This window comes from Arthrobacter sp. NPDC057009, assembly GCF_042673905.1.
In the GTDB taxonomy this organism is placed as follows: domain Bacteria; phylum Actinomycetota; class Actinomycetes; order Actinomycetales; family Micrococcaceae; genus Arthrobacter.
In genome coordinates this window covers 1-15,812 of the sequence record NZ_JBHUSB010000038.1, presented here as the reverse complement: position 1 = coordinate 15,812, position 15,812 = coordinate 1, and the positions used below count along the sequence as shown (strand labels likewise).

At 62.2% G+C, this 15,812-nt stretch carries 13 protein-coding genes and 1 pseudogene; 9 read left to right on the top strand and 5 right to left on the bottom strand.

From position 1 onward, the window contains the following. Positions 1-1,187, bottom strand: a pseudogene (locus ACFTR6_RS21615) (tyramine oxidase); the annotation flags it as partial. A 551-nt stretch (positions 1,188-1,738) separates the two neighbouring features. Here ACFTR6_RS21615 and ACFTR6_RS21610 point away from each other — a divergent pair. Both ACFTR6_RS21610 and ACFTR6_RS21605 read left to right on the top strand, forming a co-directional pair. Further along, on the top strand, positions 1,739-3,211 hold the full coding sequence (locus ACFTR6_RS21610; RefSeq protein WP_377959421.1) for an APC family permease: 1,473 nt from the start codon (positions 1,739-1,741) through the stop codon (positions 3,209-3,211). After that, positions 3,208-3,951: an IclR family transcriptional regulator gene (locus ACFTR6_RS21605; protein WP_377959420.1), complete on the top strand. Its 744-nt coding sequence runs from the start codon at positions 3,208-3,210 to the stop codon at positions 3,949-3,951. The genes ACFTR6_RS21610 and ACFTR6_RS21605 overlap by 4 nt, the downstream gene beginning before the upstream one ends. A 61-nt stretch (positions 3,952-4,012) precedes the next feature. Here the strand turns inward: ACFTR6_RS21605 and ACFTR6_RS21600 are convergent, their stop codons facing one another. The 4 genes from ACFTR6_RS21600 to hxlB all read right to left on the bottom strand — a co-directional run bounded on the left by ACFTR6_RS21600 (position 4,013) and on the right by hxlB (position 8,017). Further along, positions 4,013-4,990 carry a glucose-6-phosphate dehydrogenase assembly protein OpcA gene (locus ACFTR6_RS21600; RefSeq protein WP_377959419.1) on the bottom strand — a complete coding sequence of 326 codons (978 nt, stop codon included), beginning with the start codon at positions 4,988-4,990 and terminating at the stop codon, positions 4,013-4,015. Further along, the gene (zwf, locus tag ACFTR6_RS21595; protein WP_377959418.1) at positions 4,987-6,543 is read right to left on the bottom strand and encodes a glucose-6-phosphate dehydrogenase; all 1,557 of its coding nucleotides are present in this window, start codon (positions 6,541-6,543) and stop codon (positions 4,987-4,989) included. Before zwf ends, ACFTR6_RS21600 begins: the two co-directional genes overlap by 4 nt. A gap of 168 nt (positions 6,544-6,711) precedes the next feature. Further along, the gene (gene hxlA, locus ACFTR6_RS21590; protein WP_076799340.1) at positions 6,712-7,335 is read right to left on the bottom strand and encodes a 3-hexulose-6-phosphate synthase; all 624 of its coding nucleotides are present in this window, start codon (positions 7,333-7,335) and stop codon (positions 6,712-6,714) included. 82 nt (positions 7,336-7,417) lie between these two features. Continuing rightward, the gene (gene hxlB / locus ACFTR6_RS21585; protein WP_087874713.1) at positions 7,418-8,017 is read right to left on the bottom strand and encodes a 6-phospho-3-hexuloisomerase; all 600 of its coding nucleotides are present in this window, start codon (positions 8,015-8,017) and stop codon (positions 7,418-7,420) included. A 260-nt stretch (positions 8,018-8,277) separates the two neighbouring features. Here hxlB and ACFTR6_RS21580 point away from each other — a divergent pair, with 260 nt between their 5' ends. From ACFTR6_RS21580 to ACFTR6_RS21550, 7 genes are all read left to right on the top strand, one after another. Continuing rightward, entirely contained in the window at positions 8,278-9,051 is a 774-nt protein-coding gene (locus ACFTR6_RS21580) for a FadR/GntR family transcriptional regulator (RefSeq protein ID WP_076799342.1), read from the top strand. Next, entirely contained in the window at positions 9,035-9,742 is a 708-nt protein-coding gene (locus ACFTR6_RS21575) for a cache domain-containing protein (RefSeq protein WP_377959417.1), read from the top strand. Before ACFTR6_RS21580 ends, ACFTR6_RS21575 begins: the two co-directional genes overlap by 17 nt. A gap of 711 nt (positions 9,743-10,453) precedes the next feature. Beyond that, positions 10,454-11,938, top strand: coding sequence for an APC family permease (locus ACFTR6_RS21570; protein ID WP_076799344.1), 1,485 nt, complete (start codon positions 10,454-10,456; stop codon positions 11,936-11,938). A 632-nt stretch (positions 11,939-12,570) separates the two neighbouring features. Continuing rightward, positions 12,571-12,951, top strand: coding sequence for a cupin domain-containing protein (locus ACFTR6_RS21565; protein WP_377959416.1), 381 nt, complete (start codon positions 12,571-12,573; stop codon positions 12,949-12,951). Positions 12,952-12,960: 9 nt separating this feature from the next. After that, positions 12,961-13,446 carry a dimethylamine monooxygenase subunit DmmA family protein gene (locus ACFTR6_RS21560; RefSeq protein WP_076799346.1) on the top strand — a complete coding sequence of 162 codons (486 nt, stop codon included), beginning with the start codon at positions 12,961-12,963 and terminating at the stop codon, positions 13,444-13,446. Further along, the gene (locus ACFTR6_RS21555) at positions 13,443-14,420 is read left to right on the top strand and encodes a PDR/VanB family oxidoreductase (RefSeq protein WP_076799347.1); all 978 of its coding nucleotides are present in this window, start codon (positions 13,443-13,445) and stop codon (positions 14,418-14,420) included. The genes ACFTR6_RS21560 and ACFTR6_RS21555 overlap by 4 nt, the downstream gene beginning before the upstream one ends. Next, positions 14,417-15,415 (top strand): DUF3445 domain-containing protein, encoded by a 999-nt coding sequence (locus ACFTR6_RS21550; protein ID WP_172411879.1) that lies wholly within the window; start codon positions 14,417-14,419, stop codon positions 15,413-15,415. Before ACFTR6_RS21555 ends, ACFTR6_RS21550 begins: the two co-directional genes overlap by 4 nt. Positions 15,416-15,812 lie beyond the last annotated feature (397 nt).

Genomic DNA, 15,812 nt, shown 5'->3' with positions numbered 1-15,812 from the left:
TCCAGGAACAGGTGCCAGTAGAAGGCGTATTCGTAGTTCGCGACCGTGGCGATGAAGGAGATCACGAGCTTGCGGTTGCGGCGGGTCTCGGCGGTGCCTTCGCGGAAGTCGAAGTGCTTCCACAGGATCGAGTCGTCTTCTTCGTGCATGCAGATCGCGTTCTCGATCGTCCACGGGTTGCCCAGGGAATCGACGGAGTGACCGTCGAAGTACTTGATCTCGCCCAGGCAGTCACAGCCCAGGGTCAGGGAGTTGGCCATGTTGCCGATGTTGTACTCACCGGAATCGAACGCGTTCTTCTTCGCCTGTACCGGGGCGGTGTCACCGTACGGGACCACCATTTCCGAGAGGGAGGCACGGTTGATGACCGGGCGGTCCACGTCCTGGTCACGGAATTTCAGCTGGTGCAGGACCAGGCCTTCACGGGGGGTGAAACCGACCCGGAAGGACCAGTCGGCCCAGCGCACGTGGTTGCCGGTGACCTGGAAGGAGGCGCCCTCGGGCTGGGTGATCTCGATCGGCTTCAGGTCCGTGCGGGCCGGGCCGACGTACTTGGGCAGGTAGTTGCCCCGGGCAGAGGGCACGGGGATCTTCTGGTCGTCCTCGAGCTTGACGACCTCCCCGGCGTTCAGGTCATAGAAGACAATGAAGTTCTCGATCGGGTGCGCGTACGGGCTGTCATCGGCCTCGTCCCGGACGAAGACCAGGGCACGCATCAGGCGCCGGCCCTCGTTGTCCTCACCGAAATACCCCACCGACCACGGCTCGAAGCAGACCAGGTCCAGGTCCGTCAGGCCCCGCTTGGCCAGGGCGGCGATAACGTTCGGGTCCTTCCGGCACGCCTCCTCGCACTCGGCGAACTCATCCAGCATGAACGGCGGCTGGACATTCTCCGCCAGCTGCTTCCACGCATCCACCGTGCCCGTCTCCAGGTTCACGACCGCCTCGTACGACCGCGCGACCGCCCGGTCCACCAGCACCGCGTCCGCCTCACGGACCACCTGCACACCATTGCGCAGATCAGCCTTCGAAGGCTCACGCAGCTCAACACTGATAAAACGGAACGACTCCGCCGCAGCAGGACCAGCCTTCAAAATCCCCACCGCACGCGCAATCTCCTCCCGCGACAACGGATCCAACGGATGCGCCACCCCAACAACAGTCGAAGATTCAATATCAAGAGTCATGCTTATCTCCTTGGATAGATCCTGATTCAGGATGAAAATGCCTACCGGCTGGAAGCGGAAGCGCTCCCGGTACGGGCCTCGAAGCAGCCGAGGGGTGGTCATGGTGGTTGTTGACCTACACGCCTGGCCTGGAACTCGTGCCCGGCCCGGTGGCTGGTGTGGCCGTGGGGCTAAAAGACACAATCGGTGGATTCTGGGAACTGTTCGTCTTTGTCAGAACTGTCCATCACCGTTGCAAGTGAACGTCCTCTGTTCCTAGAGGGTCAGCCGAGCTCTGCACCGAGCCCTACTCCTGTGATGCAGGTCACTTGCTTGCCTTACAAGAAGCAAAACTACGCGAGCGAATTGGTTTAGGCGAGGCTTTCATAAAGATTTACATGAGAAATTCGGGAGCATAAATTCTCACTCCAGTTAACATGTTGGAAACATTCGGAAACACGCAGACGCCTATCGCTGGCGGCGCGGAAATGCTAATGTTCTGCACCTTGGCTCGATGACTTGCGCCTTCGGGCAAGGCGAGCGCGCCCATCCGAAGGGAGAGTTGGTACCCAGTGTCTGCACGCGGTGATCGCTTCATCACTCCCCGTTCTCCGGTGGAGGGTCTCCGCCGCCGGAATCTTTCCTTCTTGCCTGTCTTCGCGCAGGCAGTTGCCGCTGTGGCACCGGCGGGCGCAATGTCCGTCATTCCGGCTCTTGTCTTCCCCGGTCTTGCTTTTGGATCCAATGGACCGAACCCTGTGGTGACATTCGGCGTAGCCATGGCCGTCATGGTCCTGGTGGCCTTCTGCCTCAGACCAATGGCGAAGCGGATGGCAGCCGTCAGCGGTCTCTACAGTTACACGGCCAAGGGACTTGGCCAGCGCACGGCGATCACCGCCGGGTGGTCCGCCATGTTCGGTTACGGTCTTGTGGCCATGGCCAGCCTGCTGCTCGTTGGCATATACGTCGCCCAGATGTTCACCAACCTTGGGGTTCCCGCCGCGGACTCCAAAATCTTCACGGTCCTGGTCGTTCTCGCCGCCGCGGCCGGCGCCTCTCTCCTCATGGTCAGAGGTATCCGCATATCGGCGTGGTTCACGCTGCTGATGGAAACGATCTCAATCGGAGTGCTGGCCGTCCTCATGACCGTCTACTTCGTCTTCAACCCGTCGAAGTTCAATCTGGGTAACGTGTTTACCTGGAACGGAAATTTTGACGCGTTACCCATCGGAATCGTCGTGGCCGTGAGTGCCTTTGTTGGCTTCGAAAGCCCGACCACTCTGGGAGGGGAAGCGCAGAGACCCTTTGCCACCGTCCCCCGTGCCATCACGTGGACGCCCATCCTCATGGGTGCACTTTGCATTCTTGCCGTGACCGCCCAGGACGCCGCCCTGAAAGAGGCACCCTTAGACATCGCAACGAGCTCCACTCCGTTGTCTGACCTGTTTTCCCAGACTTCCCCCGCGGCCGCTGCGGTCCTTGACCTGGGGATCGCAGCATCGTGGTTTGCGTGCGCGATCGCCTCTGTGAACGCCCTCGCCCGAATATTTTTCTGCATGGGCAGGGAAGGCGTCGCGCCGAAAATAGCCGGCAGGACCCATCCCGTCTTTCGGACCCCTTCGATGGCAATCCTGTCGGTAATGCCGGTGGTTGCCGCCGTTCCCGTCGTGGTCATCATCTCAGGTGTCAGTCCTTACCAGGGGCTCGTGAGCCTCCTGACGCTGGGCGCCTACGGATACCTCGGGTCTTATATCCTGGCCAGCGCGTCCCTGCCCTTCTTCCTGCGCCGCATCGGGGAGAGTACCTACTCCAGCTGGATAGTGGGCGGCATAACGACGCTGGCCGTCGGAGCGTTGTTCTGGACGGCTGCGGCGGCGTCGATTCGCACAGGCAGCCTGCAGACCGTCGTCTACGCCGGCGTCCTGCTCGCCAGCGTGCTTTACGCTACGTTCCTTCGCCTCCGTTTTCCCAAGCGTCTGGAATCTGTGGGCATCTACGACGAGACCCGGGAACTGGACCTGTTTCAGGGCAGGCCCACTCCATGAACTACTACCGGCCCACCTCCAAGCCCAGCACAGCGTCAAACCCGCTCAAGATCCTGGAAGTTGTAGCACAGTACGGCACGGGGACCACTGCGAAAGAGATCACTGACGCCCTGCAGATGCCACAGGCAACCGCCTACCGCGTGCTCAATTCCCTGGTGGCGGACGAATATCTGGCCCGCACCTCCGACCTCCGCGGCTTCGCGCTCGGACACGCGATTTCTGGACTCGTTACCGCTGCCAACCCGCCCACCGTTCCCACTGCTGCCCGGACGGTAATAGAAGAGTTCCGCCGCGGAAACCGTTTCGCGGTGCACCTCATCATGTTCCGCAACGCTTCCCTCAGAATTGCCGATGAAGACCGGGACTATCCGCTCCATTCAGCTTTCGAAATGCTCCGTTATCCACATGCCTCTGCGGCAGGAAAACTGATGCTCGCCGAACTGGGCGATTCGGCTGCCCTTCTTCCGAGAGGGCCATTAACAAAGCTGACACAGCACACCATCACGGACACTGGCCGGCTGGAAGCGCAGCTGGCGGAAATAAGGCTCAAAGGCGAGGCCTCGGAAATCAATGAACTGGCACAAGGGTCAGCGAGTCTGGCACTTCCGGTAGGACTGCCCAACAGCCCCGCCGGCGCAGCCCTCTGCCTCTCCGGCCCCTCAGAACGGTTCACCACTATCTACGAGCACGCCGCAGCTGCCCGGGAAGTGAGCACCAGGCTCGCTCCCCTCCTGTTCTGACTGGAAGAATCTGACTTGAAGCTGGAGGGGAGCTCTGCCTACTGGGATACCTGGCCAGCACTCATGCCGGCACCCCGAATGCGTCCAGCTCCAGGTTGGCCTGCTCAAAGACGCTTTCTTGGTACAGCACCTGGGAACTGCCAAGGCTACGGACCGTTTCACCGAACACCTCGTCCGGGTCGAGGCGGCGGAGTTCCTCGATGAGGCAGTCTTCAAGACTGCGGCGCTGCAGGGAGATCCGCTGTGCAGGCTGCCCGGGCTGGGTCAGTTCGGCGACGGCGGATCCGGGCCGGAACAGCCGGATGTCACCGGAGGACCGGGAAAGCCGAACACCCCGGATCCCGGTGCCGGCCGGGTGCGCGACGATGGTGACGCGGGCGTTCAGGGCCCGTTGCAGCCAGGTGGCCAGCAGGATCGTGCTGGGGGAATCGGAGGCGCCTTCGACGGCGACGGCGGTAACCGGCGTGGTGTCCGGCTGGTCCAGGACGGCGGCAAGCTGGATCCGCCAGTTCGTCAGCCGGGTCCAGGCAAGGTCGGTGTCACCGGCTTTGTAAGTGCGGCGGATATTCTCCAGGGCCCGCTGCGGGTCCGTCTCGTTCGCGGAGTCCGTGATCCTGCGGTGGGCGATGCGTCCGATTGAGGTTTCGCTGGCATTGTCCGGTGCACCGTGCGGCCACCAGGCCACGATTGGCGCGTCAGGCAGCAGCAGGGCTGCGACGAGGGACTCGCTCTCTGCGGCAAGTTCCCCGTAGCCGCGCAGCACGATGACCTCGGACGCACCGGCGTCCCCGCCGACCCGGATCTGGGCGTCCAGCCGGGTGGACTCTTCCGGTGAGCCCGCGGCGAGCACGATGATCCGGCAGGGGTGCTCGCGGCTGGCCTCATTGGCCGCCGCGATGGCTTCTTCTTCCAGTCCCGACTTGGTGATGACTACCAGAGTCATGACGCGGCCAAGGGCGATCACGCCGCCCTGTTCGCGCAGGGACTGGATCCTCTTGGAAACTTTTGAAGTAGTGGTGTTTGGCAGATCTACAATCATGGCCTTCTCCAGGTGCGCCCATCACGGGCTAGCAGCTCATCAGCGGAGGCAGGGCCCCAGCTGCCGGGCGCATAGGGCTCGGGCTGTTCGCCCAGGCTGGCCCAGTATCTCTCGAACGGGTCCAGGATTTTCCAGGACAGCTCCACCTCCTGGTGGCGCGGGAACAGCGGCGGCTCGCCCAGGAGCACGTCCAGGATCAGCCGCTCGTACGCCTCGGGGCTGGATTCCGTGAAGGAATGCCCGTAACCGAAGTCCATGGTCACGTCCCGGACTTCCGCCTGGGTGCCAGGGACCTTGGAGCCGAAGCGGATCGTTGCGCCCTCATCGGGCTGGACCCGGATCACCACGGCGTTCTGCCCAAAATTATCATCGGTGTGGTCGCGGAACAGCAGGTTCGGTGCCCGCTTGAACACGACCGCGATTTCGGTGACCCGCCGGCCCAGCCGCTTGCCCGCGCGCAGGTAGAACGGCACTCCGGACCAGCGCCGGGTGTTGATGTCCACGCGGATCGCCGCGTAGGTTTCGGTGGTGGAGTCGGCCGGGATGCCTTCCTCCTCCAGGTACCCCTGCACCTGTTCCCCGCCCTGCCAGCCGCCGGCGAACTGCCCGCGGGCCGAGTGGGTGGAGAGGTCCTCCGGAAGCCGGACGGCGGCGAGGACCTTTTCCTTTTCCGCGCGCAGGTCATCGGCGTTGAAGGAGATGGGTTCCTCCATCGCGGTCAGCGCGAGCAGCTGCAGCAGGTGGTTCTGGATCACGTCGCGGGCCGCGCCCACGCCGTCGTAGTATCCGGCGCGGCCGCCGGTGCCGATGTCCTCGGCCATGGTGATCTGGACGTGGTCCACGTACTTCGCGTTCCACAGCGGTTCGAACAGCTGGTTGACGAAACGCAGCGCCAGGATGTTCTGGACCGTTTCCTTGCCCAGGTAATGGTCGATCCGGAACACCGCATCCTGCGGGAACACCGACTCGACGATGTCATTGAGCTGCCGGGCCGATTCGAGGTCATGGCCGAAGGGCTTCTCGATCACCACGCGCCGCCACTTCTCGCCCTCGGCCTGCGCCAGCCCGTGCTTGGACAGCTGCCGGCAGACCTGCTCGAAAGCCTTCGGCGGGATCGACAGGTAGAACGCATGGTTGCCCCGGGTGCCGCGCTGCTCGTCCAGCCCGGCGAGAGTGGCGGAAAGCTGCTCAAAGGCGGCGTCGTCGTCGAACGCGCCCTGCACGAACCGGATGCCCTCGGACAGCTGGTTCCAGACCGCCTCGTCAAACGGCGTGCGTGCGTAGGACGTCACCGCGTCCTTCACCTCAGCGGCGAAGTCCTCATTGCCCCAGTCCCGCCGCCCGAAACCCACCAGCGCAAAGCTCGGCGGCAGCAGTCCGCGGTTTGCGAGGTCGTAGATGGCCGGCAAAAGCTTTTTGCGTGCCAGGTCTCCGGTTACGCCAAAGAGCACCAGGGACGATGGGCCCGCCACGCGGGACAGGCGGCGGTCGCGCGGGTCCCGGAGCGGATTCTGCCCGGACCTCACACCCGAATCAAGGTAAGTAACAGACATTGTTGCCTTCTAATTTTCGACGGGCGGTGCCCCGTCGACCGACGGTCACGAGCGGCAAACCGTTTCCCTATCCCTACGACTGCGGCCCCCTGACGTCGCAGGGGGCCGCAGTCGTAGGCGGCGTTCCGCGCCTTTCAACAGCGCGGAACGACATGGTCAACCGGGTGATTAGACGATGGCGGCGCGGAGTTCCTTCGCGGCCTGTGCGGGATCCTCGGCACCGTAGATGGCGCCGCCGGCGACGGCGACGTCGGCGCCGGCCTTCTGGACGTCACCGATGGTGGCCAGCTTCACGCCGCCTGCCACGGAGAACGGAACACGGGCCTCGGCACCGGCGCGGAGCAGACCGTTCAGGTCGAAGCCGGGCTTGGCCTGCTCGTCCAGGCCGGCGTGCATCTCAACGAACTTCGCACCCAGGGCGCGGACTTCCTTGGCACGGGTGACCTTGTCCTCGATGCCGATGAGGTCAACGACAACGCCCTTGTTGTGGGCCTGGGCTGCCTTGACCGCACCGGCAATGGTGGAGTCATCGGCGGAGCCGAGAACGGTAACCAGGTCGGCGCCGGCCTTGAAGGCGATGTCGGCTTCGAGTTCACCGGCGTCCATGGTCTTCAGGTCGGCGAAGACGATCTTCTCCGGGTGGGCGTTCTTCACGGCGGTGATGACGGAGAGGCCTTCGGCCTTGATCAGCGGGGTGCCCAGTTCGATGATGTCAACGTGCTCGGCAACCTTGCCGGCCAGCTCGAGGGCAGCTTCGGTGGTCAGAAGGTCAATGGCAACTTGGAGCTTCATGGTGTTTTGTTTCTTTCTGTTGTGAACTGCAATTGGGTGTGGAAAACGTTAGGTGCAAAAGAGCGACCCTGGGGGTCTGCTCTTACTCGAGGTTGGCGTGGCGCAGCCACAGCTCCTCAGCCGGCTGGGCGTCGTTGTCCCAGAGCGACTGGAAGATAGCCTCGGTGGCCACGAAGAGCGCCTGCTCGAACAGGGACCCGGCGTACTGGCGGGACACGCTGGTGCCGTGGTCGGTCTTCTGGGCTGCGGGAATGATCACCACTGCATCGGCCAGACCGGCGAGCGGGGAGTCCGGGTTGGTGGTGAACGCGGCAATCCGCGCTCCGGCCTTGGCCGCAGTCTCTGCCGCCTTGACCACACCCGAGGTCGTTCCCGATCCGGAGGCCACCAGGAGGAGGTCACCGGAGGCGATGGCGGGCGTGGTGGTGTCGCCGGCCACGTGGACGTTCAAGCCCAGGTGCATCAGCCTCATGGCAGCCATGCGCAGGACCAGGCCGCTGCGGCCCGCCCCGGCGACGAAGATGCGGCCCGTCAGGTTGATGTGCCGCGCCAGCGTGGCTACCTGCTGCTCGTCGATTTTGGCCACCGTGGCCGAGATCTCGTCCTTGACGAGGGACAAGTTGCGCACAATGTCTTCCGTGGTGCTGTACACCGCAGTCGTCGCGGTTGCTGTCGGATTCACGATTTTTCCCTTCGATTCGGCCATCGGCCTGTAGCAGCCGAGTGGATGCTTTCTGGTTGGTATCCATAATTCCGAAGCAAACGGGTGGGGGTAACACTGTTTTCTGACAGTTCTTACTACCCTTAAGGATTGGTCCTCGGTTGGGCAGGACGCTTGGGGCCGGGAAAATCCAAAGGCTCTGTAGGAGATCAAAGCCCTTTAAGTACTCCCGGACTGTAGTATTAGCCCCAACCCGTAGCCCATGTTCGGAGCGCAGACTTTTGGCCTCGCCGACCCCATTCGAGTCGCAGATATACAGGTCCCTGCCCGAAATCGAGCGGGCCGATGCGATCGTCGACAGGATTTCCACGGCCATCGCGCTAGGGCTGATCAAGGTAGGCGAACGTTTGCCTCCCGAAGCCGCGCTATCGGACATGTTCGGAGTGGGTGGCGCAACCCTTCGTGAAGCTTTGGGAGAACTGCGCGAGCGCGGAATCGTTGAGACCCGCAGAGGCCGAAGCGGCGGATCCTTTGTGGTCAGGCAGCCCCAGACCCAGACAGACGCGATACGCGATTGGTTCCTCTCGACGTCCATCTCCGAGATACGCGACATCGGCGACGAACACTCAGCTATTGCCGCTACAACCATTCGTCTGGCATGTGAGCGTGCGGAACCGCACGACTTTGAGCGGCTCCAGGAACTTGCCCGGGCATTGGTTCTGGCCAGGACCCCCGAGGTCCGTGCATCTGCTGACAGCCGCTTCCATATCGAGCTGGCAGTGTCTGCACAATCACCGCGGTTGGCCAATGCAGAAATCCGGCTCCAGGAAGAGTCAGTCCAACAGCTGTGGGCTCCCCTCGGTGTAGCACTTGACCCCGAAACGGCAACCGCTGAACACTTGGAACTGGTCCGGGCCGTAGCCCAGGACCAACCGGAGAAGGCCCAGAAACTGGCGCTTGAGCACATCAGGCGGAATATTTTTCACCTCATTGACACGAAACTGACCCTCGGATACAGCCAATCAATTCAGGAACCTGATGAAGCCCGACAATGAAGTCGTACACGCCGCCAACGCCCTCACTTCGTGGACCAAGGGAGTCGCCACCGAGATCGAGGAGCTTTCCCGCAACGTCGCCTCGCTGCTTGAACGAAATCTCGTGGACAAGCCCAAGGTCGACAAGGGTGCCTTGGCCGGACTGGAGAAGCTCTCGCGGGATTTCCTGGCAAAGAACGCTTTCGCCGTCGGGGCCGGGACGTTCTTCGCCCATGAATTCGTTGAAGAGGGCGGCCGGGCCCTGGAATGGTGGTCCCGCAAGGGAACTGGCTCGCTCGAACGGCTTGATCTTGACCGCACTCCGGGCAGCAACCGGTACTACGACTATGAGAAGCTGCCCTTCTTCTCGACTGCCGCGTCCACAGGTGAACAGACCCTCTGGGGCCCGTACATCGACTATCTCGGCTTCGAGGAATACATCCTGACGTTCACGGCCCCCATTTCTGTCCACGGAACCTTCACGGGGGTTGCTGGATGCGACATCCGGATCAAGGACCTCGAACCCCTCATCATGCCCTACCTGCGCCTGATCCGGGGCAACGCCGCCCTCATCAACGCCAGCAACCGCGTCATTCTCGGCAACTCCGGGATGTACTTGGTGGGCGAACGGATCAAACCCGGATCTCCGGAGCAGCACCGGCTGCCTCTGGACGTTCCGCATCTGGGGCTTTCCCTGATCTACACCCCCTAAGTCCCGCCCCACTTGCCGGCATAAAAGCTGGCCAGCTTGTAGTCCAAAAACATTCAAGGCTGAAGCTTTCTCGAGAGGCAATGAAACGGCGGCCGGCGGGCCCGTCTGGCGTTTTAGTCGCCCCCTGCGCAGGCAGCCTCCCCCACCGGGCCCCACAGGGCCCTCCGTTCAGCCCGGGCCGCCGCTTGGCCGGAAAGCGAACATCTCTCGCCCCAGACTGGGAGTAAAGCCCCAGTTTGCGCCCGACTGCGCGGACCAGGCGGGACAAGACTGAGCGAGGCGGCGCACTCCGTGGCGCCGGCGTGACATCGCACTGTTGCCTCACGGAGGGTGGCAGGGCCAAGCCGCGGCGATTTTCGGGAGGCGGCCCGGTCTCGGACGAGATTTCGAAATTAAAGCTATTGCAATGGAGCTTTAAGGAGTAATCTTCGAAGTGATCTGTTTCACAGGAGAGCCGGCATGCGTGCGTGCCTAGCCGGCTCGGAAGCCTTCAGCTCGAAGAATCCGGCGCTCAATGCCGACCCGCCGGGGTTGGAGAGGGGATCACCGAAAGCGGCTTCGCTTCCATGCGTTCATTGATGAGCCAGACCTGAAGCGGCGGAACCGGGACAAAGGTGTCGTATTCGGGAAGTGCTTCCTCATCCGGCCTGCGACCTCACGCAGGACCAAGACACAAATCTGACAACGTTCAGTTGTCCAAGGGAGATTGTTATGAGTGAAAATCGTTCCGACGGAGTCGACAATCTGGAAAGGTCGATCGACTGGAAGCAGGGCTTGGCTATTGCCATGGGGGTGCCCCTGCTGATTCTGCCATCGTTGGGCTACCTTCCGATGTATTTGTCGGCAGCAGCCATTCTCATCTGGGGGTTGTCGGTCGTTCAGGGTTTCCTGCAGAGCACTGCGTACGCTGAAATGGCCACCACGTTCACCAAGGCCTCTGGCCTGCCGGGCTTTGCCCAAGCCGTATTCCGCACGGAGAACTACAAAGGAAAGTACGACAAGAGCAAACTGCTCGGCGGCTTCAGCGCCTGGAGCTACTGGTTTGCCTGGAACCCGGTCCTTGCGATCTTTTCCATCCTGGTCGGCGGTTACCTCCATGGGCTGTTTCCAGTGCTGGGTGAGACCTTCACCGAATATCAGCTCTCGCTGATTGCAGGTCTCGTGATATTCACACTGTTGTTCGTCGTGAACTGGTTCGGTCTCAAGGATGGCGCCACTCTGGGATACATCCTGGCGGCCTTTTCGCTCATCCCCCTGGTGGTCCTGACAGCGGCACCTTTTGCCACCGGACATGTTGACATGTCCAAGATCACCGGCAGCTGGCTGCCGACTGACTGGGCCTGGGACGCGCACCATGTCCTGATCCTCTTTGGCATCTTCGCGATCGCCCAGTGGAGTGCCTGCGCCTGGGAAACAGCCGCCATCTACGGCCCTGAATACAAGAACCCGGCAAAAGATGTGTCCAAGGCGCTGTTTGCCTGCGGCATCATCTGCTTCTTCTCCTTCGTGGCGGTCCAGTCTGCGGTTATCGGCGTGCTTGGCGTTGATGGCGTGGTGGCCGAAGCGGTGTCGCCGCTGATTCCGGTGGCCCAGGCTGTCTTTGGCGAAGCCGGCTCCATGGTGACCATCATCATGCTGATCGCTGCCATGGTGCTGATCATTCAAACGGCTTATTTGGGCTCCTCCCGCGCCATGTATTCCATGTCGGCAGAAGGCAACCTTCCCAGGTTCCTCGGCAAAACGAACCGCAACGGAACTCCGTTTGTTGCCATGCTGGTCATTGCAGCCTTCAACCTGGTCCTTATTTCCCTGGGAACGCCTGCGGCAATTCTTGCGGCATCGGCGATCGGCTACACCTGCGCCAACGGCATCAGCCTGTTCGCCTATGTACGGGCGAAGAAGCACCCGTCCTTTGCTCACTTGGAGCGGCCTTTCAAGGCACCCAGGGGCTGGAAGCACGTGGCCATGCTCTTCGGCCTGTTCAACCTGCCGTTGTGCCTGGTTGGTGTCGTCTACCTGAACAGCCTGGAGGTCGGCTGGACCTCAACCTGGGTTGGCTTCCTCGTGCTGGCCCTCTACATACCGATCTGGCTGTACTCCCAACGTGAATCCCGCCGCGCCGGACAGAGGAAAACGACGGACCGCTCGTCAGATTATGGCGTCGAAAACGCCGCGAAGGTTCCAGATCCCACCTGATAGCACCGGCACCTAACTTTGCTCCGACGTCGGTCAGCTTGCCGATGATCTGACCCAAACAAAACAGGAAGGCAAGACTGTTCCAGGACGGTCTTGCCTTCCTGTTTTTATGCCATGGCTTTTATGCCATGGCGCCGCCCCTCTCCCCCAGCAAGGCCAGCCCCGTCTGGAATACCTCCAGGACGCACCTTTTCGGCCTCTGACAGCGTCAGCAGTGCCCTCAGCCACTGGCAGGCGGACAGCAGTGAACAAGGGTCCTGCCGCTGAAACACGCGGTCAGGCGGGCTTGCGGCCTGAGGCAACCAGCAGCGCCAACGTTACGCACGCGAAGCCAAAAATGACCTTACACGTGAATATTCCAAAAAAGGTCTGGACTAGATGAATTAGGAGGAGTAGGTTTGCTTGTGGGACGAAAACAGTGACCGGCATCACACCAGCAGACCTCAGAGCAGAGCTCGGCTGGCGTCTCTGGAGAGCAGAGAATGCCGGATTTGCAGATCCCCTCCCGGACCTAACCGGGGGTCGTGGGGTGATTTCAGCGCAATTCCATCACCCGCCCGAAGACGAACGGTTCTGACAAAGACGAACAGTTCAGACGAAACCTCAACCACACTATTCACACAGGAGTAACCATGGAAACCTCCCTCGTAGGAACCCTGAGCAAGGCCGGATCCATCCACAAGGTAGTAGGCGGTTACGTCGGTCTGCCGTCGATGAACGAGCCCGGCACGGTCGCTGCGATTGGCGACTCGCTGCACAACCCCGAAGGCTCGGTCATGAGCGCCGGCTTCTTCGAACTGAAGGCCTCCGAGCCCCTGGTGTACACGTACACCTACGACGAGATGAAGGTCGTCATCGCCGGCGAGTTCATCCTCACCGACGAAACCACCGGCGAAGTCACCCACGCCAAAGAGCGCGACGTGCTGTTCTTCCCGAAAGGCACGACCGTCAAGTTCGAGACCCCCGACTACGGCCTCGGCTTCTTCGCCGGCGACCGCACCTTCGCCCCGTAAGGACCGACCATGTGTTCCGCGTCCATGCCGCCGGCAGCAGGCACAGGCCTGGAACCTGGTTTCCGCGGTGTCATCTGTGCGTCTTTTGGCGCCACAGGTGACACCGCGGGTCATCACACCGGTATCCAGCCCAGGCATGACCTCCGTTTCCCAGCTGCAAACCACGAGGCCCTCACGGAGCTGAGGACCGCACTCGGACGATCACACGTCGGAGTCCGCCTCGTCCTCGCCGGTCCTCCGGCGGATATCCGTGCAGCCGCAGCCGCCGCAGCGGAATGCGGACTGCAGCAGGAGGAGATCACACTCCTGAGTGATGAGGCCGCCCCCCGGGTAATTTACTGCCCGCACTGCCATACGACCACCAAAACTGTACGACCTGCCGGCTCCGAGGTGCAGTGCAACGGGTGCGCCACCAGTCTGGCCACCACCGATCACTTTTCGCGCCGGATGGGCGCGTACCTGGGCTACGCAGCCCATGCCGAGGAGGCATCATGACTATCACGGCCCTCCCGATCAGCGCCCACCCGGCGGTGGAAGGCGGCCTCCAGCTTGAGGTGACCAACATCAGTCCTCAGACGGAGTCGATCGTCAGCATCACGCTGGCCGACCCGTCGGGCCGGACACTGCCGTCCTACGTCCCGGGCAGCCACCTGGTCGTCCAGTACGGCAGCGGCGTGAATGCGTATTCGCTCACCGGCTCGGGCAACGGCCCGTCCGAATACACCATCTCGGTCCTCCGGGTCGAGGACGGTGCGGGTGGTTCGGTGGCGATGCATCAGCTCGCCGTCGGCGACCTGGTGTATGTCTCCCGGCCCCGCAGCGCCTTCGCCCCGGCGTCAACCGCCACGCACCACCTGCTGATTGCTGCCGGCATCGGCATCACGCCCGTTCTCTCACATGCACGGGCCGCCGCCGACCGGGGCACCACCTCCTCCCTGATCTACGTGTACCGGCCCGGGGCCGGAGCCCATGTCGAGGAGGCGCGGGAGCTGCTGGGACCGGCCCTCACCGAATGCAGCAACCGGACCAGTTTCCAGAAGGTCCTGACCGAACAGCTCACCACCCAGGGCCTCGGAACCCACCTCTACGTCTGCGGCCCCAACGACTTCATGGACGCAGTCCTGGAACAGGCGCGGGAGCTCGGGTGGTCACCGGCCAGGCTGCATTCCGAAGCATTCGGCGCGGCTGAACTGGATGAGGGCGAACCCTTCACCGTGAACCTGGTCCGCAGCGGCATCAAGCTGGACGTGCCGGCCGGTGTTTCACTGCTGGAGACCCTCGAAAACGCCGGCAAGAGCATCCCCAACATGTGCCGCAAGGGCATCTGCGGCGAATGCGTCCTCCCGGTCCTTCGGGGCACCCCGCAGCACCGGGATCTCTACCTCACCGAGCAGGAAAAGGCTGAGAACACGACAATGATGTGCTGTGTTTCACGCAGCGAAGACCCAGAACTGGAGTTGGACCTTTGAGCATCACCATCGACAGAGACACTGAGACCACCACCCTCCCGGAACGCATCAGGCGCTTCCCCTTCCCCTTCAGCGGGGACATGTACCGTTACAGCGCCAACGTCGAACCGGCCAACAAGAACGTGGCAACGGACGCCGGCGCCTGGGGTGCCGGACTGATCGATATAGACGAGTTCTACCACCAGGAACTGGCGGACCGCGAAGCGATCCTGGGCCGTGACCCTTCGCGCATGGCAGTGCTGCCCCACATGCGGCCCGCCGTGTGGGACACGATCGCGACCCTGCTGCCCGCCATGGCCGCAGAAAACCCGGAGATCATGTCCTTCCACCGCGAAGGGAACAAGTGCCGCTGGCACAACGGCCTGCAGGACCTGGACATCGAATTCACCATCGGTGACGACGACTCGCTGCCCATGGAGCCGATGCGGTTCCTTGGCACCCAGATCCAGGACGACATCGTCCTGCTCGACGTCCGGGACAACACCCTGTGGCTCGACGCCGGCCTGGTCACCTTCGCCGCGGACTGGTCCTTCAATTTCGACGTCGGAATGAGCTTCCTCGAGATACACGGGCCCGTCCCGCGCGTGAAGGAAGAAAACATCATCAGCCGGGCCGAACAGTTCCTCATGCGTCTGCAGCCCGGCGAACAGTTCAGGCGCACCAACTGGACCATGACCGTCGGCAACCGCTTGGACACCTCCACCGAAACCTACCCCGAATGGGGCCCGGACCGGGGAACCATCGCGACCGATCCCGACATGCCGGACAAGCTCCACCTCCGCGTCGAGGTCCAGCACCTCATCCGGCTCCCCCACACCGGGGTCCTGCTCTTCCTGATCCGCAGCTACCTGCTGCCCCTCAGGGACATCGCCAAGGTCCCTACCTGGCGCGAAAAGTTTGGCCGTGTCCTGGCCGAACTCCCGGACGACATGGCCGAATACAAGGGCATCATCCGCTACCGCAAGGCTGCATCCGACTGGCTGCTGGCGGGCTGACGGCCCATCTTGCCCGCGCTGTCGGAAATAACTTCAGTCATATGGAAGTAATCCATAAAAAAGGCTGGACTAGATGTTTTATATGGCGTAGCTTTTACTGCACAGACGGAATTTAGTGGCCGGGATCACACCGGGAGATGGTCCCTCCCGGACCGGACGAGGTTCGGAAGGGACCGTCAGCACAGTCTTATTTGCACCAACGATGAACAGTTCTGACAAAGGTGAACAGTTCTGAGAATCCATCCGGGCAGGTCGGGATCAACACCCAACAGGCCCACACCAGGAAGCCGCACCCGCGGCTCCCAGCCGGTAGGCATTTTCATCCTGAATCAGGATCTATCCAAGGAGATAAGCATGACTCTTGATATTGAATCTTCGACTGTTGTTGGGGTGGCGC